This is a genomic window from Achromobacter sp. B7 (genome assembly GCF_003600685.1).
GTDB classification, from domain to species: domain Bacteria; phylum Pseudomonadota; class Gammaproteobacteria; order Burkholderiales; family Burkholderiaceae_B; genus Achromobacter; species Achromobacter spanius_B.
Genome location: NZ_CP032084.1, coordinates 2,103,363 through 2,121,564, shown reverse-complemented (window position 1 = coordinate 2,121,564; position 18,202 = coordinate 2,103,363). Strand labels below are relative to the sequence as shown.

19 protein-coding genes and 1 pseudogene are annotated in these 18,202 nt (G+C 67.0%); 8 read left to right on the top strand and 12 right to left on the bottom strand.

What is annotated here, in order from left to right:
* Positions 1-2: 2 nt before the first annotated feature.
* The 3 genes from dsrO to DVB37_RS28835 form a co-directional block, all read right to left on the bottom strand.
* Positions 3-773: a sulfate reduction electron transfer complex DsrMKJOP subunit DsrO gene (dsrO, locus tag DVB37_RS09585; RefSeq protein WP_046804567.1), complete on the bottom strand. Its 771-nt coding sequence runs from the start codon at positions 771-773 to the stop codon at positions 3-5.
* Between the two features lie 130 nt (positions 774-903).
* Positions 904-1,344, bottom strand: a complete 441-nt coding sequence (locus DVB37_RS09580) for a DNA-deoxyinosine glycosylase (RefSeq protein WP_240434138.1) — start codon at positions 1,342-1,344, stop codon at positions 904-906.
* Between the two features lie 210 nt (positions 1,345-1,554).
* The gene (locus DVB37_RS28835; RefSeq protein ID WP_256374250.1) at positions 1,555-1,677 is read right to left on the bottom strand and encodes a hypothetical protein; all 123 of its coding nucleotides are present in this window, start codon (positions 1,675-1,677) and stop codon (positions 1,555-1,557) included.
* A 337-nt stretch (positions 1,678-2,014) separates the two neighbouring features.
* Here DVB37_RS28835 and DVB37_RS09575 point away from each other — a divergent pair, with 337 nt between their 5' ends.
* Positions 2,015-2,878, top strand: a complete 864-nt coding sequence (locus DVB37_RS09575) for a pirin family protein (protein ID WP_046804566.1) — start codon at positions 2,015-2,017, stop codon at positions 2,876-2,878.
* A gap of 97 nt (positions 2,879-2,975) precedes the next feature.
* Positions 2,976-3,302, top strand: coding sequence for an antibiotic biosynthesis monooxygenase (locus DVB37_RS09570; RefSeq protein WP_046804557.1), 327 nt, complete (start codon positions 2,976-2,978; stop codon positions 3,300-3,302).
* Positions 3,303-3,439: 137 nt separating this feature from the next.
* Here the strand turns inward: DVB37_RS09570 and DVB37_RS09565 are convergent, their stop codons facing one another.
* The 4 genes from DVB37_RS09565 to DVB37_RS09550 all read right to left on the bottom strand — a co-directional run bounded on the left by DVB37_RS09565 (position 3,440) and on the right by DVB37_RS09550 (position 8,347).
* The gene (locus tag DVB37_RS09565; RefSeq protein WP_120154815.1) at positions 3,440-4,069 is read right to left on the bottom strand and encodes a class I SAM-dependent methyltransferase; all 630 of its coding nucleotides are present in this window, start codon (positions 4,067-4,069) and stop codon (positions 3,440-3,442) included.
* A complete protein-coding gene (locus DVB37_RS09560; protein ID WP_162941184.1) occupies positions 4,066-4,605 on the bottom strand; it encodes a PDDEXK nuclease domain-containing protein in 540 nt (179 codons plus the stop codon). Before DVB37_RS09560 ends, DVB37_RS09565 begins: the two co-directional genes overlap by 4 nt.
* 96 nt (positions 4,606-4,701) lie before the next feature.
* On the bottom strand, positions 4,702-6,558 hold the full coding sequence (locus DVB37_RS09555; RefSeq protein ID WP_120154811.1) for a phosphoenolpyruvate carboxykinase (GTP): 1,857 nt from the start codon (positions 6,556-6,558) through the stop codon (positions 4,702-4,704).
* A 142-nt stretch (positions 6,559-6,700) separates the two neighbouring features.
* Entirely contained in the window at positions 6,701-8,347 is a 1,647-nt protein-coding gene (locus DVB37_RS09550; protein ID WP_120154808.1) for an acyl-CoA synthetase, read from the bottom strand.
* Positions 8,348-8,450: 103 nt separating this feature from the next.
* Between DVB37_RS09550 and DVB37_RS09545 the strand changes: the two are divergent.
* A pseudogene (locus DVB37_RS09545) lies at positions 8,451-9,167 on the top strand (TetR/AcrR family transcriptional regulator); the annotation flags it as partial.
* On the opposite strand, the gene DVB37_RS09540 reads toward DVB37_RS09545, so the two are convergent.
* The gene (locus tag DVB37_RS09540) at positions 9,140-10,174 is read right to left on the bottom strand and encodes an SDR family oxidoreductase (protein WP_240434137.1); all 1,035 of its coding nucleotides are present in this window, start codon (positions 10,172-10,174) and stop codon (positions 9,140-9,142) included. The pseudogene DVB37_RS09545 and the gene DVB37_RS09540 sit on opposite strands and share 28 nt — an antisense overlap.
* A gap of 172 nt (positions 10,175-10,346) precedes the next feature.
* On the opposite strand from DVB37_RS09540, the gene DVB37_RS09535 reads away from it, so the two are divergent.
* The 4 genes from DVB37_RS09535 to DVB37_RS09520 all read left to right on the top strand — a co-directional run bounded on the left by DVB37_RS09535 (position 10,347) and on the right by DVB37_RS09520 (position 13,871).
* Positions 10,347-11,141 (top strand): enoyl-CoA hydratase/isomerase family protein, encoded by a 795-nt coding sequence (locus tag DVB37_RS09535; protein ID WP_120154806.1) that lies wholly within the window; start codon positions 10,347-10,349, stop codon positions 11,139-11,141.
* Between the two features lie 75 nt (positions 11,142-11,216).
* Entirely contained in the window at positions 11,217-12,500 is a 1,284-nt protein-coding gene (locus DVB37_RS09530) for a Zn-dependent hydrolase (protein ID WP_120154804.1), read from the top strand.
* Between the two features lie 88 nt (positions 12,501-12,588).
* Positions 12,589-12,924, top strand: coding sequence for a co-chaperone YbbN (locus DVB37_RS09525; protein ID WP_046804551.1), 336 nt, complete (start codon positions 12,589-12,591; stop codon positions 12,922-12,924).
* Between the two features lie 56 nt (positions 12,925-12,980).
* On the top strand, positions 12,981-13,871 hold the full coding sequence (locus tag DVB37_RS09520; protein ID WP_162941316.1) for a DMT family transporter: 891 nt from the start codon (positions 12,981-12,983) through the stop codon (positions 13,869-13,871).
* A gap of 97 nt (positions 13,872-13,968) precedes the next feature.
* Here DVB37_RS09520 and DVB37_RS09515 read toward each other — a convergent pair whose 3' ends face one another.
* Positions 13,969-14,853, bottom strand: coding sequence for a DMT family transporter (locus DVB37_RS09515; protein ID WP_120154800.1), 885 nt, complete (start codon positions 14,851-14,853; stop codon positions 13,969-13,971).
* Positions 14,844-15,572: a GNAT family N-acetyltransferase gene (locus DVB37_RS09510; protein ID WP_120154798.1), complete on the bottom strand. Its 729-nt coding sequence runs from the start codon at positions 15,570-15,572 to the stop codon at positions 14,844-14,846. The genes DVB37_RS09515 and DVB37_RS09510 overlap by 10 nt, the downstream gene beginning before the upstream one ends.
* 153 nt (positions 15,573-15,725) lie before the next feature.
* Here DVB37_RS09510 and DVB37_RS09505 point away from each other — a divergent pair, with 153 nt between their 5' ends.
* On the top strand, positions 15,726-17,246 hold the full coding sequence (locus tag DVB37_RS09505; RefSeq protein ID WP_120154796.1) for a PLP-dependent aminotransferase family protein: 1,521 nt from the start codon (positions 15,726-15,728) through the stop codon (positions 17,244-17,246).
* Here the strand turns inward: DVB37_RS09505 and DVB37_RS09500 are convergent.
* Positions 17,243-17,539 (bottom strand): hypothetical protein, encoded by a 297-nt coding sequence (locus DVB37_RS09500; RefSeq protein WP_046804547.1) that lies wholly within the window; start codon positions 17,537-17,539, stop codon positions 17,243-17,245. The two genes, DVB37_RS09505 and DVB37_RS09500, sit on opposite strands and share 4 nt — an antisense overlap.
* Positions 17,539-18,171: a LysE family translocator gene (locus tag DVB37_RS09495; protein WP_046804546.1), complete on the bottom strand. Its 633-nt coding sequence runs from the start codon at positions 18,169-18,171 to the stop codon at positions 17,539-17,541. Before DVB37_RS09495 ends, DVB37_RS09500 begins: the two co-directional genes overlap by 1 nt.
* Between the last annotated feature and the right edge of the window lie 31 nt (positions 18,172-18,202).

Sequence of the window (18,202 nt, the reverse complement as noted above, 5' to 3'; positions counted from 1 at the left end):
GCTCAATGTCCGCCAGCCAGGCGCACGCCGGCCTGGCCGTCGACCTGGTGGACGAACGCATCGGGCAAGCCGATGTAGTAGACGTGGGGGTCGGTCTTCATTTCAGGTTTCAGCACCTTGATGTCGGCCTTGTGCTCCACCAGCAGCTTCGAGATGGCGCTGTCCGGGTCGTTCATGTCGCCGATGACGCGCGCGCCGCCCACGCAGCTTTCCACGCACGCCGGCAGCAGCCCGGCTTCCAGCCGGTGCTCGCAGAACGTGCATTTGTCGGCCGTTTGCGTGTCGTGGTTGATGAAGCGGGCGTCGTACGGACAAGCTTGCACGCAATAGGCGCAGCCCACGCAGCGTTCGTTGTCGACCAGCACGATGCCGTCTTCGCGCTGAAACGTGGCCTGCACCGGGCAGACCGGCACACAGGGCGGGTTGTCGCAGTGGTTGCACAGGCGCGGCAGCATCACCATGGCGCACGGGCCGCCATCGTCGGGAGTCACTTCGTATTGCAGGACGGTGGTGCGGAACTGGCCGATGGGCGGCAGGTTTTCCAGTGAACAGCTGACCGTGCAGGACTGGCAGCCAATGCACTTGCGCATGTCGACGACCATGCCGTAGCGCTTGCCCGCCATGCCGGGGCGGCGCGGCGGCTGGCCGTTCAGGCCTGTGGCTTCGGCGTGGATGGGGATGACGGTGGCGGCGGCGCCAAGGCCGAGCAGCCCTTTGAGGAAGCCGCGTTTACCCCGCAAAGGGGGGTCGGAAGAGACGGGGGATGGGGGCATTGCGGATAACTCCGGACAGGTAACTTCTTGTTGTTATTACCTTATCACCGCAAGTTATATAGACCGTTGATCTGAATCAAATCGGGGACAGAGATCCGTGCGCCCTTTCCCCCGTAACCGATGGCCGGGATTACAAAGTCAGCGCGGCGCGCCAGGCTGCCAGCTTCATGTCGAAGGACGCGGCGGCATGGGCCGGGCTGGTCGATGGCAGGTCCACGTAGTCCAGCGCGCGTGCCTGCGGCGGCAACGTCGGCAGCACGTACCGCCGATACAGCGCCCCGGCCTTGGCCCCGTTGAAACACACGCGCGCGACGGCCGGGTGGGCGTCGAAAAAGGCCGCGAAATCATTGGGCACCAGGGTGTCGTGGCGGATGTCGGCATCCAGGCTGCCCGGCCGCTCGCAGGCATCCAGCACGTCCCACAGCGCGACGCCCGCGGCGCGCAGCGCTTGCAGCCGCTGCGGGTATTCCAGCGCCGCATCAAAGCCCAGCACCTGGGCCGCAATGGGCCAGAACGCGTTGCGTGGGTGGCCGTAATAGCGCGCCTGGCGTAACGAAGCCACCCCCGGCATAGACCCCAGCACCAACACCCGCGCATCGGGCGCGGCAACCGGCGCAAAGCCCCGGACATGGTCGGTGGGGCCGTCGGGCGCGAGAGTCTCGTCAGGTTTCATGGCGGCAGGATACGCCAGCTGGCCGAAGCGGCGATACGCCGGTCGGATGAAAGCGGGATACCGCCGGCGGGCTCAAGGCGGGATACCGCCGGCGGGCGCAATGCCGGGTCAGGACAGCGCCTGCCACAGCATCCAGATCTTGCCGGTCAGCACCCCCACGGCCAGGGCGACGGCGGCCACGGACAGGTGCGCGGCGTGGGAACGGAGGCGGGAAAGCAGAGGGGTCGTCATGGATCTGGGCGTCAGGTATTGGGTGTCGGATATCGGGTGGCAAGAAGAAAAGCCGGGCCGGGCAACGTCGTGCGTCCGGCGGCAAGGGCTTCACGATAGGGAGACAAGCCCGTGCGAAAAATCGGATTATTCTTAAAAAATGGCGCCTCGTTCTTCTGGCTGATAGCCCTAAGAATGAGCCGCCGTTCTTCAGGATCCGCGCAAGACAAGGCCGGGGGTCGTCCGATTCATGGAACAGTCCTTATCAAAATCCGAACTACTGAAAGCCCTGTTCCGCCCTAACCTTTATCCCCATGACGAACGGCTCCGAAGGGGCCGCGCAATAGGAATAGACGCCATGAAAAAGATCCTCGGCCTGCACGCCGCCCCCCGCCCCCACTGGGTCGGCGACGGGTTCCCCGTGCGCTCGATGTTCTCGTACAACGACAAGGGCAAGAATGTCAGCCCCTTCTTGCTGCTGGATTACGCCGGCCCGGCGAAGTTCGAGCCGGCCGACCACCCGCGCGGCGTGGGCCAGCATCCCCATCGCGGTTTTGAAACCGTCACCATCGTCTACAGCGGCGAGGTCGAGCATCGGGACTCCACCGGCAACGGCGGCGTCATCGGCCCGGGCGACGTGCAATGGATGACGGCCGCCTCGGGCATCCTGCATGAGGAATTCCATTCCCCGGCGTTCACGCGCACCGGTGGCGAGCTGGAAATGGTGCAGCTGTGGGTCAACCTGCCGGCCAAGGACAAGGGCGCGGCGGCGGGCTATCAAGGCATCTTGAACGCGGACATTCCGGTGGCGGCATTGCCGGACGAGGCAGGCAGCGTCCGCGTCATCGCGGGCAACTTCGACGGCCACGCCGGCCCGGCCCGCACCTTCACGCCGATGGACGTGTGGGACGTGCGCCTGAAGGCGGGCAAGTCCGCGACCTTCCCGGTCGCCGCGGGCCGCAACAGCATGCTGGTGGTGTTGCGCGGCACGCTGCTCATCAACGGCGAATCCGTGGCGCGCGACGCGCAGCTGGCGTTGTTTTCACAAGACGGCGAAGACATCACCGTTGAAGCCAACAACGACGCGGTGTTCCTGGTCTTGAGCGGCGAGCCCATCGATGAACCCGTGGTGGGCTATGGCCCCTTCGTGATGAACACGCAAGCACAGATCGTCGAAGCCATCCAGGACTTCAACGCCGGGCGCTACGGGCAGATGCATTGATGCAGAAGGGTGTGACGGGCAAGGGTGGGGATCGCACGCGGGGTGAAGCAGGTGATAGTCTCGCCTTTTTCCCACCTGGTTTCTCTTTCCCGTATTCATGTACACCGCAACCTTCACATTCATGCCCGGCGAGTACGACAGCGCCTTCCACGAAATGGACAACGCCATCGCGGCCATCGCGCGGTCCATTCCCGGCTATCTGGGCGAGGAAGCCTGGGAAAATCCGGCGACGGGCCTGGTATCCAACGTGTATTACTGGAGCAACCGCGAAGCCCTGCAGCAGCTGATCGACCACAAGGACCACCTCAAGGCCAAACGACAGCAGGCCAAGTGGCTACGCGGTTATCAGGTGGTCATCGCCGAAGTCATCACAAGCTATGGCGACGGAGGCATCGCGCATCCGTTGAACCGCCCCGTCCAGTAACCGCGCAAGGCCGTGGAACCGGCTTTGGGCGACCGGCGGCGGGCGACCGGCTTCGGGCGACCGGCGGCGGGAGATCGACTTCGGGCGACCGGCTTCGGGCGACCGGCGCCAGGAAGCCGGCAGTTGAACCCGGCGCCTTACCCCGGACGGCGCCATACCGTCGCCAGCCACGGCTGCTGGTCGCGCGGCAGGCCGTCGGGGCGGTAATAGTGTTCCAGTTCTTCGAAGCCGGCACCCTCCATCAGCGCGCGCCAGCCTTCCAGGTCGTGGTACGCGCCGTAGCGCCCACGGTTCCAGCCTTCCTGGTTGCCGCCACGAGGGTTTGAGCAGAACAGCACGCCGCCGGGCCGCAGCGCGGACCATAGCTCGCGCAGCACGCGCGGCAATTCCTGGCCGGGCACGTGGAACAACACGGCGTTGGCGAAGATGCCGTCAAAACGTTCGGCGGGCAGCGACAGTTGCAGGAAGTCCTGGTGCCAGACCTCGCAGCCGGACGCGGCGCGCGCCATCTTGACGAAGCTTTGCGTACCATCCAGCCCCACCGGCCGATGGCCCAGCGCGGCGAACGCCATCAGGTCGCGGCCGGGGCCGCAGCCCAGATCCAGGATGTCGTACGGCGGCTCGACACGGATGTGGCGCAGCAGCGCGGCAATGTTCTGCGTGACATCGTGTCCACGCGTGTTGGCCGCGAACGCCTCGGCGTTCTCTTCGTAGTTCGCCAAGGTCAGCGCGGTAATCTTGGCCAAGTCTTCCGGATCGAGTTTCATGACGGCATTGTGCTCGATTGCGACGCGCGTTGCTCAAGTCGCGCCCGGGCGCGCCGCGCCGCCTGCTGCAAGCGCTGCGCCAGCACCGCGCGGGGTGGCAGGTCGGTGGGATATTGCGCCGCTTCCACGCCGGACGGCGTCAGCGCAAGCAGCTGGATGTATTCGGTTTGCGTGCCGGCGCACAGGATCATGCCCAGCGGCGTCGCTTCTTCGGCCCGGCGGTCGGATTTGTCCAGCCAGCGCAGGCAAGATTCCATCTGCCGCTCGCTGATGACGCAGGACTCGTCCAGCGTCATGACAAGGGCCACCAGCCGGCGAAGCTTGCGGTGAAAGAACAGCAAGTCCAGGGTGTGGTCGTCGTTGTCGATGCGCAGGCGCTTTTGCCTGGCCACGAACGCGAGGCCGACATCCAGCTGCATCAGGAAGGATTCCATATCCGCCACGATGGCCATGTGCAGCGCACGCGCCGGTGCTGCATCGGCGGGCATTGCGCGGCCTGCCCGACTGCCGGATTCGCCCAGATTCCACTTCGTCACGACGACTACTCCTTAGATTCCCAACGAAGCGCCCATCATGAAATAGAAAAGCCCGCGCGCCTACCGGGCACGCGGGCTTCTAGGACCAAGTCAGACTCAGGCGGCCAGACGGCCTTCGATCTTGGTCTTGGTGGCGGGCAGGTCTTCCGGCAAGCCTTGGGACAATTGGCCGAACAGTTCGTGGTGCAGCGCCAGCTCGTCGCGCCAGGCGTCGGCGTCCACCGACATGACCTGATCGAACTTGTCGGGCGTGAACTCCAGGCCGGTCCAGTCGATGTCCTGGTAGCTCGGCGATACGCCGAACACCTGGTCCACACCCTTGGATTCGCCGTCGATACGGCCCAGCATCCAGCGCAGCACGCGCATGTTTTCGCCAAAGCCCGGCCAGACGAACTTGCCGTCGGGACCCTTGCGGAACCAGTTGACGCAGTAAATGCGCGGCAAGGTGGCGCCGGTGGCTTCCAGTTGCTTGCCCAGCTTGAGCCAGTGGTTGAAGTAGTCGCTCATGTTGTAGCCGCAGAACGGCAGCATGGCGAAGGGGTCGCGGCGCACCACGCCCTGCTGCCCGACGGCGGCGGCGGTGGTTTCCGAGCCCATGGTCGCGGCCATGTACACGCCTTCCACCCAGCTGCGGGCCTCGGTCACCAGCGGCACGGTGGTCGAGCGGCGGCCGCCGAAGATGAACGCGTCGATGACCACGCCCTTCGGGTTTTCCCATTCGGGGTCGATGGACGGGCATTGCGCGGCCGGCGCGGTGAAGCGCGCGTTCGGGTGCGCGGCCTTGCGGCCGGTCTCGCGGGCGATGGCGGGCGTCCAGTCCTGGCCTTGCCAGTCGATCAGGTGCGCGGGCGGCGTGTCGGTCATGCCTTCCCACCAGACGTCGCCATCATCGGTCAGCGCCACGTTGGTGAAGATGACGTTGGCCTTGAGCGTGGCCATCGCGTTGAAGTTGGTCTGCTCGCTGGTGCCCGGGGCCACGCCAAAATAGCCCGCTTCCGGGTTGATGGCGTGCAGGCGGCCTTCGGGGCCGGGCTTGATCCACGCGATGTCGTCGCCGATGGTGGTGACCTTCCAGCCGTCCATGCCCTGCGGCGGGATCAGCATGGCGAAGTTGGTCTTGCCGCAGGCCGACGGGAATGCCGCGGCCACGTGATACTTGCGGCCCTTGGGCGAGGTAACGCCCAGGATCAGCATGTGTTCGGCCAGCCAGCCCTGGTCGCGGCCCATGGTGGACGCGATGCGCAACGCGAAGCACTTCTTGCCCAGCAGCGCGTTGCCGCCATAGCCCGAGCCGAAGCTCCAGATTTCGCGGCTCTTGGGGAAATGCACGATGTACTTGGTGGGGTTGCACGGCCACGGCACGTCGGCTTCGCCGGCGGCAAGCGGCTTGCCCACGGAATGCACGCACGGCACGAAGTCGCCGTCGGTGCCCAGCACGTCGTACACGGCCTTGCCCATGCGGGTCATGATGCGCATGTTCACGACCACATACGGGCTGTCGGACAGTTCGACGCCGATGTGGGCGATGTCCGAGCCTAACGGGCCCATCGAGAACGGCACGACGTACAGCGTGCGGCCGCGCATGGCGCCGTCGAACAGGCCGTTCAACGTGTCGCGCATTTCAGCCGGATCGGCCCAGTTGTTGGTGGGGCCGGCGTCTTCGGCGCGGTCGGAACAGATGAAGGTGCGGTCTTCCACGCGCGCCACGTCGGACGGGTCCGAGCACGCCAGGAAGGAATTGGGCCGCTTGGCGGGGTTGAGCCTGCGCATCGTGCCGGCCTGAACCATCTGTTCACACAGGCGGTCGTATTCTTCCTGCGAACCGTCGCACCAGACCACGCGGTCGGGCTTGGCCAGTGCTACAAAACTGGCTACCCAGTCGATCAGGCCGCGATGCTTGACGTAGGCGGGCACGTTCAACGCAGCCAACCCCCCATCCAATGGCTTATTCATTGGGGCTATCTCCATGCTTAGACGAATGGTGATACGGCCCCAATTGCGTGGGGCCGTATGTAATTTGCGCCATCATACTTGCAGCGCGGGGCAACCCGTCAACCCATCCTCATGGACGAGATTGTCACGGGTTGAGACGAGCTCAACGGTAGTTACCGTCGCGCAACTCCCGGCGGATGATCTTGCCGGTTGCCGTGGTTGGCAAACTGGTTACAAACCGGATGGCGCGCGGGTATTCATGGGCGGCCAGGCGGGTGCGTACATGCGCCTGCAAGTCGCGCACCAAGGCGTCGTCGCCGGTGACGCCATCATTCAACACGACATAGGCCATGACGATCTCGGTGCGCTGCTCGTCGGGCACGCCCACCACCGCCGCCATGCGCACGGCGGGGTGGCCGATCAGGCAGTCTTCGATGGGCGCGGGGCCGATGCGGTAGCCCGCGCTGGTGATGACGTCGTCGTTGCGGCCGACAAAGCGGATAAAGCCACGCGCGTCGCGCACGCCCAGGTCGCCGGTCAGCAGGTAATCACCCACGAACTTTTCGGCGGTGGCCTCGGGGTTATTCCAGTAGCCCAGGAACATGACGGGGTCCGGCCGCAATACGCCGATGTTGCCCTCCTGTCCATCGGCCACTTCAACGCCCTGGTCATCCACAATAGCCACCCGGTGACCGGGCGCGGCGCGGCCGATCGAACCGATTTCCGGGTCGAACAGCGACGAACACGACGACACCAGCATGTTGCATTCGGTCTGGCCGTAGAACTCGTTGATGGTCACGCCCAGCACGCGGCGGCCCCAGTCGATGAGCTCGGCGCCCAGCGACTCCCCGCCGCTGGCCACCGAGCGCAGCGCCAGCGGGCCGGCGCCATCCGGGTAGGCGGACCCGCGCATCATCTTCAGCGCGGTGGGGGGCAGGAATGTGTGGGTGACGCCGTGGCGCGCCATGAGCGCCAGCGCGGCGCTGCCGTCGAACTTCTCGAAGCGGCGGGCCAGGACCGGCACGCCGTGATGCCAGGACGGAAGCAGCACGTCCAGCAGCCCGCCGATCCAGGCCCAGTCGGCCGGCGTCCACATCAGGGCGGCGTTTTCGGGGAAGAATTCGTGCGACATTTCCACGCCGGGCAAGTGGCCCAGCAGGACGCGATGCGCGTGCAGCGCGCCCTTGGGCTTGCCGGTGGTGCCGGACGTGTAGATGATCACGGCGGGGTCGTCGGCGCGCGTGGCGACCGGTTCGAAATCGTCCGATTCCGCGGCCAGTGCGGGGTGGAACGGCACGGCGGCGCCGTCGTTGTCGCCAGCGTCATCGCCGTCGCCATCCCCATCGATGCAATAAATGACCTTCAGGCCGGGCAGGCTGGCGCGTATCTCGCGCAGCTTGCGGCAGCCCTCGGTGTCGGTCACCAACGCCACCGCGCCGCTGTTGGCCAGCCGGTACTGGATGGCGTCCACGCCGAACAGCGTGAACAGCGGCACCGCCACCGCGCCCATTTTGTAGACGGCGATGTGGGTTACCGCCGTTTCGGGCGCCTGGGGCAGGTACACGGCCACGCGGTCGCCGCGCCGCACGCCATGGCGGATCAGGCTGTGCGCCAGGCGGTTCGATTGCGCCTTGATATCGTCGAACGAGTAGCGGGTTTGCGCGCCGTCGCTTTTTTCGAAGATCAGCGCCAGGCGGCCGCTGCCGTCCGCCCATTTGTCGCAGGCGTCCACGCCAATGTTGTAGGTGTCCGGCACCTGCCATTGGAATTCGGACACAAGCTGCTTGTAGGATGCCTTTCGGGACAGCATGGTTTTGTCTCTGATGTTGTTATGGAAATCGCCCAGGGCTTGCTGAACTTGCTTGACCCTGGCTCAATAATAAGCCTCGCCCCACCGCCCTTTTGCCGTTCGCATGGAAAAAACTCCCGTCGTTCCGATCCGCCGCCCGCCCGCCAGCGCCAAGTCCGAACAGCGCATACGGGACATCCTGCACATGGCCCGGCAGGTGTTTTCCGAGGCCGGCTTCCAGGCCGCCACCACCACCGAGATCGCCCAGCGCCTGGGCGTGTCCGAAGCCACGATCTTCACGTACTTCGGCGGCAAGCGGGAATTGTGCGTGCGGGTGATCGGCGACTGGTATGACGAAATCATCGCCAAGGTGGAAGACAACCTGCCACACGTGCACGGGGCGCGGGCGCAGCTGCATTACCTTGTGCATACCCATTTGCGGCATCTGCTGGCCGAGGGGCCGGGGCTGTGCGCCTTCATCCTGTCCGAAGGGCGCGCGCGCAACGACGATTTCGGCGAGGTCTACGCGGCCCTGCAACGGCGCTATACCGCCCCGCTGATGCGCATCCTGGCACAGGGGCAGGCTGATGGCGACATCCGGCAAGACATGCCCCTGCGGTTGTTGCGGTCCACGGTTTACGGCCCGATGGAGCATGTGCTGTGGGACGCAATGTTGCGCGGCGCGCGGGTGGACGTGGCCACCACCGCCGACCAGCTGGTCGGGTTCTTGTGGCAGGCCCTGCAACCGCCACACCGCGACGCGCTGGCGCTGGCGCAGTTTCGGGGCGAGGTGCGCAACGCCCTGCACCGGCTTCACGCGTCGGAAGAATCGGCCGAGGGTTTCGCTTCGGCTGCGCGCGCGGCATCGGTCGCGCCCGCCGCTTCGCCTGCATCTTCTGCACCGCCCCCCTCCCCCGCATCGGCAAACAAGGACGGCGGCACGTACTGAGGAAAGCCGTTGTAGACCTCGCCCCGTTCGGCCGGCTGCAAGGTCCAGGAATGGCGTGCGTTCGGCACGCCGCCATCCACGCGGATGACCGTGCCATTGATGAAGGCGGCCGCCGGCGACAACAGGAACACCACGGCCGCGGCCAGTTCGGCCTCGGTGCCAAAGCGTTGCAACGGCACCTTGGTTTTCAGGTCGCGCAGCACCGCGCGGTAGTGGTCGTCGTAGCTGTCCATGCCGCTGGAGGCAATCCAGCCCGGCGCCACCGCATTGACGCGCACGCCGGCATGCGCCCATTCGCACGCGGCGGTTTCGGTCAGGTTCCAGACCCCGGCGCGGGCAGCGCCCGAATGCCCCATGCCGGGCATGCCGCCCCAGATATCGGCCAGCATGTTGACGATGGCCCCGCCGCGCCGGCGCATGTGCTGGGTGTAGACCTCGCGCGCCATCAGGAAGGTGCCGTGCAGGTTGTTTTGCACGACCGCGTTCCAGCCGTTCAGGCTGATGCGGTCCAGCGGCGCGGGGAACTGCCCGCCCGCGCAATTGAACAAGCCATCGATGGCGCCGTGCCGGGCCAGCACGTCCGCCACCGCGCCGCGCACGCCGGCTTCATCACGAATGTCGCAGGCGTGCAGGCTGACGCGGCCGGCGGCTTCGGGGTAGACGCGGGCGATTTCCGCGCCCACCGCTTCCAGCTTTTCCAGCTTGCGGCCCACCAGCGCCAGGTTCGCGCCCAGCGACGCGAGCTCGTGCGCCGTGCAACGGCCCAGACCGCTGCCGCCGCCTGTCACGACAACAGTCTTGCCATCGAAAAGCCCCGGTCTGAACACCGACGCATAGCGCGACGTGGCGGCTTGGCCGCCCGCTGTCGGGTCTGCTGTAAAGCCCGAGGCGGAGCCCATGGCGGGGTTGGCCTGCACATTCGATTCTGGGTTCATGCCTCGCTCCGTTATTTTTTTGAGGATAACTCAATATTTATATCGAACCCATCCCTGCAATCCCGATTCCGTCCTAGAATCTTTCGGTTGCAGCACCCTATTTCTTGAGCACAAATCAACAAACCAGGAGACCCGCATGACTTCGACAGCCCCGCTGAATGTCTCGCGCGATGGCGCCATCGTTCGCCTGACCCTGAACCGGCCGGACATGCGCAACGCCTTCGACGAAACGCTGATCGCCGCGCTGACCGACGCCGTGCGTGACGCCGCGCGCGACCCCGACGTGCGAGTGTTATTGCTGACGGGTGCGGGCAAGGCGTTCTGCGCGGGCGGCGATCTGAACTGGATGCGCAAAATGGCCACGCATACCGATGCGGACAACCGCCAGGATGCGACCCGACTGGCCGACATGCTGCACACGATCTGGACGTGCCCGAAACCCGTGGTGGCCTGCGTGAACGGCGACGCCTACGCGGGCGGGATGGGGCTGCTGTCGGCGTGCGATATCGCTATCGCGGCGGATGGCGCGCATTTCTGCCTGTCTGAAACGCGCTTGGGGCTGCTGCCTGCCACCATCAGCCCGTACGTGATCCGCGCCATGGGCGAGCGCGCCGCCAACCGGTATTTCCTGACAGCCGAACGCTTCGACGCCGCCACCGCGCTGCGGCTGGGGCTGGTGCACGATGTTGTGCCGGCCGACGCCCTGCCCGACGCGGCCGACGCCCTCTGCCGCGCGCTGTGCGCCAACGGGCCGGACGCCGTCAAGGCCAGCAAGCGGCTGGTGCGCGATTTTGCGGGTCGGGCCATCGACGCCGAATTGATCGCCGACACGGTCGAGCGCATCGCCGCGTGCCGCGCCACCGACGAAGCGCGCGAAGGCGTGGCGGCCTTCCTGGAAAAGCGCGAGCCGTCCTGGCGGCAGCGCTGCTGAGACCATGGCAGGGAGGGAAGCCCGGGAGGCCCAACACGCCATGACATAATCCCTGGCGCATCTTCAGGAATTTTCATGCCGCATCCGACTTCCCCTTCCCCCGCCTTCCCGCCCCTCAATGCCGACCGCCTGTGGTCCCGCGTTGAAGCGTTGTCCCGGTTTACCTTGCCCGATGTCCCCTGGACGCGACGCGCCTTTTCGCCGTTGTTCGACGACGCCCGCGCCTGGCTGCGTGGCCAGTTCGAAGCGGCCGGCCTGGCGACTCGCCTGGATGCGGGCGGCAACCTGGTCGGCACGCGCGCCGGCCGCGACCCGTCGCGCAAGCCCATCGCCACGGGCTCGCACTGCGACACCGTGATGGAAGGCGGACGGTTCGACGGCATCATCGGCGTGCTGGCCGGCATCGAAGTCGCGCATACGCTGAACGAGCACGGCATCGAACTTGACCACCCTTTTGAAGTCATCGACTTCCTGTCCGAAGAACCCAGCGACTACGGCATCTCGTGCGTGGGCAGCCGCGCCCTTAGCGGCCAGTTGTCGGCGGACATGCTGGCCGCCTGCAACCCCGCCGGCGAATCGCTGGCCCAGGGCATCGCCCGCATCGGCGGCGACCCCGCCGCGTTGAGCGCACCGCTGCGTGGCGCGGGCGGCACCGCGGCCTTCGTCGAACTGCACATCGAACAGGGCCCCGTACTGGAAAGCCGTGGCCTGCCGATCGGCGTGGTCACCAACATCGTTGGCATCCGCCGCGTGCAGATCGTGGTGCAAGGCCAACCCGACCACGCCGGCACCACGCCCATGGACATCCGCCGCGACGCCCTGGTGGGCGCGGCACGCATCATCGACGCGGCCAGCCGCCAGGCCAGCGCCGCCAGCGGCAACCCGCATTACGTGGTGGCCACCGTGGGCCGGCTGTCGATGACGCCCAACGCCGCCAACGCCGTGCCGGGCCGCGTCGAGATGACGCTGGAAATGCGCAGCGACAGCAACGCCGTGCTGGACAGCTTCCCCGAAACATTGATGGCCGGCGTCGCCGACGACCTGAAGGCGTGGCGCCTGACGGCCGGCTTCACCCAACTAAGCCGCGCCCAGCCCACCGACTGCTCACCCCTGGTGATGGACGCCGTGAAAGCGGCGGCGGACCAGCTGGGTTACGCGTCCATGCGCCTGCCCAGCGGTGCCGGCCACGACGCCGTCTACATGGCGCCCACCGGCCCCATCGGCATGATTTTCATCCCGTGCCTGAACGGCCGCAGCCACTGCCCGGAAGAATGGATCGAACCGTCGCAGCTGCTGGACGGCACGCGCGTGCTGTATCAGTCCGTGCTGCAACTGGACCGCGTGCTGCGCGGCGCCTGACGCGCCACACCCATTCCGCCCCCACGGTTATCGCCGGCCACGGGGCGGCGCGCTGCCATAATGGCTGCCTTGCCCCGGATGAATCCCCATGGAACAGATAGAACTGAACGACAGCACCGCCGACCGCTTCCTGCTGGACGCGCCCGGCTTGTCGCTGCTGGTCTTCCATAGCCGCACCTGCGGCACCTGCCGCATTGCGCGCGAACAGCTGCCCGCGCTGGAACTGCCGGTGGAACGGGTCTGTTGGGTGGACGCCGGGGACAACCGTGGCCTGGTTGAGCGCTACGAAGTCTTTCACCTGCCCGCCATGTTTGTGACACGCGACGGCGCCTTTTTCGGGCCGGTGCAATCGACGCTGGCCGAATGGGACTTGCGCCAACAGATCGGCCTGGCGCTGGACAGCTACCCCGCCGAATTGCCGTGACGGCGCCCGCGTCCAAACCGCTGCGCTTGCCGCTGGACACGCTGGCCACCACCGGCATGCTGGCCCTGTGCGTGTGCTGGGGCTTTCAGCAAATTGCCATCAAGCTGGTGGCCGCCGACATCGCGCCCATCATGCAGATTGCGCTGCGATCCAGCTTTGCCGCGCTGGTGCTGGCGGTGGTGGTCTGGCACGCCGAAGGCCGGGGCGCCGTGCGCGACGGCACGGCGCTGCCAGGCCTGCTTGTCGGCTTGCTGTTCGGCGCGGAATTCCTGTTCGTGGCGCAGGGGCTGCTGTACACCACGGCCTCGCACATGTCGGTGTTTCTGTACACCGCGCCCATATTTGCCGCGCTGGGGCTGCATTGGTTGCTGCCCGAAGAACGCATGCAGCCGCTGCAATGGCTGGGGGTCGCGATTGCTTTCGGCGGTATTGCGGTGGCGTTCCTGTTCAAGGGCGGCGCACCGCGCGAAGCCGCCGGCGCCGCCAACATGCTGCTGGGCGACGCCATGGGATTGGCGGCGGGCTTGCTGTGGGGCGCCACCACGGTCGCCATCCGCGCAACGTCGTTGTCCGAGGCGGCCCCGTCCAAGACCTTGCTGTATCAGATGGCGGTGGCGGCGGTGGGCCTCTTGGCCTATGCCGTGGTCACCGGCCAGCACACCATCCGCCCCACGACGGCGGCCTTGACCAGCGTGGCGTTCCAGGCGGTGGTCGTGGCCTTGTCCAGTTACCTGGCGTGGTTCTGGCTGTTGCGCCGCTACCTGGCGTCGCGCCTGTCGATCCTGTCGTTCATGACGCCGCTGTTCGGGGTGAGCTTCGGCGTGCTGATCCTGGATGAACCGCTGGACGCGGGCTTCGCCATCGGCGCGGTGCTGGTGCTGTCGGGCATCACCCTGGTCAGCGGCGGCGAAGTCGTCAGGCAGTGGCTGCGCAGGCGGCAGGACTGAGCTGGCAATCCGGGCAAGGGCCGCTTTATCCTGCTGCCCCATCCTGCTGCCCTATCTCGGCACCCCATGCTGTGCTCTCTCGGCGCCCTGGCCCTGCCTACCCCCGGCTCCGGCCCAGGTTCAGCACGATCAGCGCGGCGCCTGCCAGCACAAAGGCAAAGCCCCACCAATCGGCGGCGGCGGGCCGGTCGCCCACCAGGGCCATCGCGCCCAGCACGCCCACCACCGGCACCATCAACGTGGTCAACGCCGCCACCGTAGCGCTGACGCGTTCGCTCAGCACGAACCACAGCCAGTAGGCCACCGCCGTGCCCAGGATGATGTGAAACGACAGCGCCGCCACGATGCGGCCGTTCCAGCCTTGGGTAGGAAATGACTCGCCGGCGATCAACACGCCCGTCAGCGCACAGGCGGCGCCCACGGCCAACTGCCATGCGGTGACGACGATACGGTGGCCGTCCACCGGCCAGCGCTTCAGATACACCGTGCCCGCCGCCCAACCAAACGCGGCCACCAGCGGAAACACCAGGCCACGGGTGGCGGCCAGGTCGTGCTGCCCGAACACCGCGCGCAACACCGGCCAGGCCAGGATGGCCACCCCGATGGCGCCCAGCATCAGCGCCAGCGCGCGCCGTCGGTCCAGCCGTTCGCCCAGCACCAGCCAGGCCAGCAGCGCCGACATCATGGGCATCGTGAAGGTCAGCACCGCCGCGCGCGACGTGCTGGTGCTGAGCTGCGCCCACGCCACCGCCAGGTTGAAGACCGCCACGGCCAGCACGCCGCCCACGACGATGCCCGGCCACGCATCGCGCGGCGGCAACAGGGGCAACCGCTTGGCGCGCGCCAGCAGCAACAGCAGGACCGCGCCGCTGCCCAGCCCCAGCACGCGCAGCGTGAACGGCGGGAAGATGGCGAGGATGATTTTCACCGCCGGCCAGTTCAACCCCCAGAACAGGGCCAACGCCACCGGAATCAGGCGCACGCGGCTTTTTCCCGGGCGGTCAGTTCAGACAGGCTTTGGCGTTGATTGCCTTCGGCGTCGAAGTTGGCGGGGTCCAGCCAGCGCTCGTAGGCGGCGCGCAGCGCGGGCCATTCGCTGTCGATGATCGAGAACCAGGCGGTGTCGCGGCTGCGGCCCTTGTAGACCGTGGCCTGGCGGAAGATGCCTTCAAACTGAAAGCCCAGCCGCGCGGCGGCCTGGCGCGACGGCGCATTCAGGCTGTCGCACTTCCATTCATAACGGCGGTAGCCCAGCTCGTCGAACGCGCGGCGCATCAGCAGGAATTGCGCTTCGGTGGCGATCCGGGTGCGCTTGAGCCGGCGCGAGAACGACACGAAGCCGACTTCAATGACGCCATTGGCCGGGTCGATACGCATCAAGGCCAGCGTGCCGATGGCCCGGCCCGTTTCCAGGTCGATGATGGCGTGATGCAGCGGGTCGTTGCCCGCCTGCGCGGCTTCGGCGAAGGCGCGGTAGGCGTCCGCGTCGGCAAACGGGCCAACGCCCATGTAGGTCCAGTCGCTATCGTCCGGCGCCTGGCTGAAGGCCTGGTACAGATCCGCGGCATGGCGCTCGGCGGACAAGGGTTCCAGGCGGCAATAACGGCCGATGGCCGGCGTCAGCGGCGGGCGCGGGCGTGCCGTCCAGCCGGGTACGTCGGGGCCGATGGGTTGTTGGAATGCATTGACGCGGGCTTGCATTGGGCGGGGCCTCATCCGGTTAAGCGCGCGCCGCCGGCCGTGGCGGACGCAACACGCAGGGCCTCACAATATCGGAATCGTGGCATCATAAAAAGCACCACGGATCCCGAATTTAATAGGGCCACGCCTCAAGCGGCCCGCGATCAGCGCGCCATGCAAACGCCCAGCCGAAGCCTACCCGCCCACACCGCCCTGCTGTCCAGTCCGCTTGCGCGCGGCCCCGGCGCGCCGCCGCGCCAACGCCAGCTTATTCAACGCCTGAAGCAGGCCATCCTGGCCGGCCAATTGCCCGCCGGCGGCAAGCTGCCGTCGTCACGCGCGCTGTCCGAAGAGCTTGAAATCTCGCGCAATACGGTGCTGATCGCCTACGAGCAGTTGACGGCCGAAGGCTATGTCATCGCGGACCGCCAGGGCACCCGGGTGGCGCCGCTGTCAGCCGCCCCGTGGGCGTTGGCGGCCCGCGCCACGGCCAGCGCAACCGCAGCGGCAACCGCGACCGCCGATGCAACGACGGCCCCCACCGCCACCGCCACGCGCTTGTCGCGCATCGTTGCCACCCGTGGCGCCACCGACAGTTCTTTGCCCATGACCCCCGGCACGCCGGCCCTGACGCAGTTCCCCATGAACGCCTGGCGCCGCGCGCAAGACCGCGCGCTGCAAGCCGCCCCCGCCACCACGCTGGGCTACGGCCATCCGACGGGTGAGCCGGCGCTGCGCGAAGCCATCGCGCAATATCTGCGGGTGTCGCGCGGCGTGCATTGCGACGCCTCGCGCATCATCATCACCGAAGGCGCGCAGGGCGCGCTGGCGCTATGCGTGCAACTGCTGACCAACCCGGGCGACACCGCCTGGCTCGAAGAGCCCGGCTATCGCGGCGCCAAGTCGGCCTTTCATGGTGGCGACCTGAACGTGGTGGCCATGCGCGTGGACGCGGACGGCATCGTCATACCCGACGACGCCTGGCGCACGCATCCGCCGCGCCTGATCCAGACCACGCCCACGCATCAATACCCCACGGGCGCCGTGCTGTCGGTGGCGCGGCGGCTGGACTTGCTGGAACGGGCCGGGCGCGCGGGCGCCTGGATCATCGAAGACGACTACGACAGTGAGTTCCGGCATCAGGGCGACCCCATCGCGGCCATGCAGGGGCTGTTGCCCAACGCGCCCGTGCTGTACGTGGGCACGTTCAGCAAGACGCTTTTTCCGGCGTTGCGCCTGGGCTTTTTGGTGCTGCCCGAGGCCCTGGCCCAGACCGCCTTGCCGTCCATTATCGAGATGCTGCGCGGCGGCCACCGGCTGGAACAGCTGACGCTGGCCGCCTTCATCGACAACGGCCAATTCTCGCGCCACCTGGGCCGCATGCGGCGCCTGTACCGCGAACGGCAGTCGGCCTTGCGCGATGCGCTGGCCACGCATTTCAAGGGGGATCACGAGGTCCTGGGCGGACACAGCGGCCTGCACCTGACGGTGCGCCTGCCACCGGATTGCCCGGATCAGGCCATTGTGGCGCTGGCGCGGCAGGTGGGCATGAACCCCAGCGCGCTATCGACTTTCGCCATGGCGCCGCGCGCCGAAGACAACGGGCTGGTGATCGGCTATGGCAACACCAGCGCCGACCGCTTTCCCGCGCTGGTCAAGCGCCTGGGGGAACTGGCGCGGCAAGCCCGGCGCTAATTGACCAGGCCACCCAGCACCAGCACCGCCAGCACCGCCCAGAACAGAAACCCAAGGATGGAGCGGCGCAGCAAGGCCTTGATGGCGGCCCACAGGAACATCAGGCCCAGCACCAGCAAGACAAAATTGAAGATGGACGGGCTCATGCCCATTGCCTTGGACAGCCCGCCGTAGAAGTCGCCCAGCGCACCGCCCAAGCCGCCCAGCAGCCATTTGATGCCGCCCACCACCGCGCGCAGCGCTTCGCCCAGCATGACGCCCAGCGAGCCGAAAAATCCGTCGTCCTGCGGCATCAGCGTCGCGCGTCCATCAACATGCGCACGGCCAGGCCGGCCAGCACGGTACCCATCAACCAGCGCTGAATCACCAGCCACAACGGCCGGCCCGCCAGGAAGCCCGCGATGGACCCGGCGGTAATGGCGATGACGGCATTGACCGACAGGCTGATGACCACCTGCGTCATGCCCAGCGCCAGCGACTGCGTGAACACGCTGCCATGGTCGGGCTGAATGAACTGGGGCAACAGCGACACATACATCACCGCGATCTTGGGGTTGAGCAGATTGGTCACCAGCCCCATCGTGAACAGCGTGCGCGGGCTGCTGCGGGGCAGTTCGCGCACCTGGAACGGCGATCGCCCGCCGGGGCGGATGGCCTGCCACGCCATGTACAGCAGGTACATGGCGCCGCCGATGCGCAAGGCGTCATAGGCGTAGGGCACCGTCAGCAGCAAGGCCGTAATGCCGAAGGCCGCGCAGCACACATAGAAGATGAACCCGACCGCCACGCCGCCCAGGGAGATCAGGCCGGCGCGCGCGCCTTGCGAGATGGAACGGGACACCAGGTAAATCATGTTGGGGCCGGGCGTCAGCACCATGCCCAGGGCCACCAGGGCGAATGTCAGAAGATGAGTCAGGTCGGGCATGATGAGCCGGCGCGAGCCGGACGATGTCGAA

What these genes read in the sequence shown, in the direction of transcription:
- dsrO (WP_046804567.1), bottom strand. Translation starts at nt 773, where the DNA reads ATGCCCCCATCCCCCGTCTCTTCCGACCCCCCTTTGCGGGGTAAACGC.
- DVB37_RS09580 (WP_240434138.1), bottom strand. Translation starts at nt 1,344, where the DNA reads ATGCCGGGGGTGGCTTCGTTACGCCAGGCGCGCTATTACGGCCACCCA.
- DVB37_RS28835 (WP_256374250.1), bottom strand. Translation starts at nt 1,677, where the DNA reads ATGACGACCCCTCTGCTTTCCCGCCTCCGTTCCCACGCCGCGCACCTG.
- DVB37_RS09575 (WP_046804566.1), top strand. Translation starts at nt 2,015, where the DNA reads ATGAAAAAGATCCTCGGCCTGCACGCCGCCCCCCGCCCCCACTGGGTC.
- DVB37_RS09570 (WP_046804557.1), top strand. Translation starts at nt 2,976, where the DNA reads ATGTACACCGCAACCTTCACATTCATGCCCGGCGAGTACGACAGCGCC.
- DVB37_RS09565 (WP_120154815.1), bottom strand. Translation starts at nt 4,069, where the DNA reads ATGAAACTCGATCCGGAAGACTTGGCCAAGATTACCGCGCTGACCTTG.
- DVB37_RS09555 (WP_120154811.1), bottom strand. Translation starts at nt 6,558, where the DNA reads ATGAATAAGCCATTGGATGGGGGGTTGGCTGCGTTGAACGTGCCCGCC.
- DVB37_RS09550 (WP_120154808.1), bottom strand. Translation starts at nt 8,347, where the DNA reads ATGCTGTCCCGAAAGGCATCCTACAAGCAGCTTGTGTCCGAATTCCAA.
- DVB37_RS09540 (WP_240434137.1), bottom strand. Translation starts at nt 10,174, where the DNA reads ATGGGCTCCGCCTCGGGCTTTACAGCAGACCCGACAGCGGGCGGCCAA.
- DVB37_RS09535 (WP_120154806.1), top strand. Translation starts at nt 10,347, where the DNA reads ATGACTTCGACAGCCCCGCTGAATGTCTCGCGCGATGGCGCCATCGTT.
- DVB37_RS09530 (WP_120154804.1), top strand. Translation starts at nt 11,217, where the DNA reads ATGCCGCATCCGACTTCCCCTTCCCCCGCCTTCCCGCCCCTCAATGCC.
- DVB37_RS09525 (WP_046804551.1), top strand. Translation starts at nt 12,589, where the DNA reads ATGGAACAGATAGAACTGAACGACAGCACCGCCGACCGCTTCCTGCTG.
- DVB37_RS09520 (WP_162941316.1), top strand. Translation starts at nt 12,981, where the DNA reads ATGCTGGCCCTGTGCGTGTGCTGGGGCTTTCAGCAAATTGCCATCAAG.
- DVB37_RS09510 (WP_120154798.1), bottom strand. Translation starts at nt 15,572, where the DNA reads ATGCAAGCCCGCGTCAATGCATTCCAACAACCCATCGGCCCCGACGTA.
- DVB37_RS09505 (WP_120154796.1), top strand. Translation starts at nt 15,726, where the DNA reads ATGCAAACGCCCAGCCGAAGCCTACCCGCCCACACCGCCCTGCTGTCC.
- DVB37_RS09500 (WP_046804547.1), bottom strand. Translation starts at nt 17,539, where the DNA reads ATGCCGCAGGACGACGGATTTTTCGGCTCGCTGGGCGTCATGCTGGGC.
- DVB37_RS09495 (WP_046804546.1), bottom strand. Translation starts at nt 18,171, where the DNA reads ATGCCCGACCTGACTCATCTTCTGACATTCGCCCTGGTGGCCCTGGGC.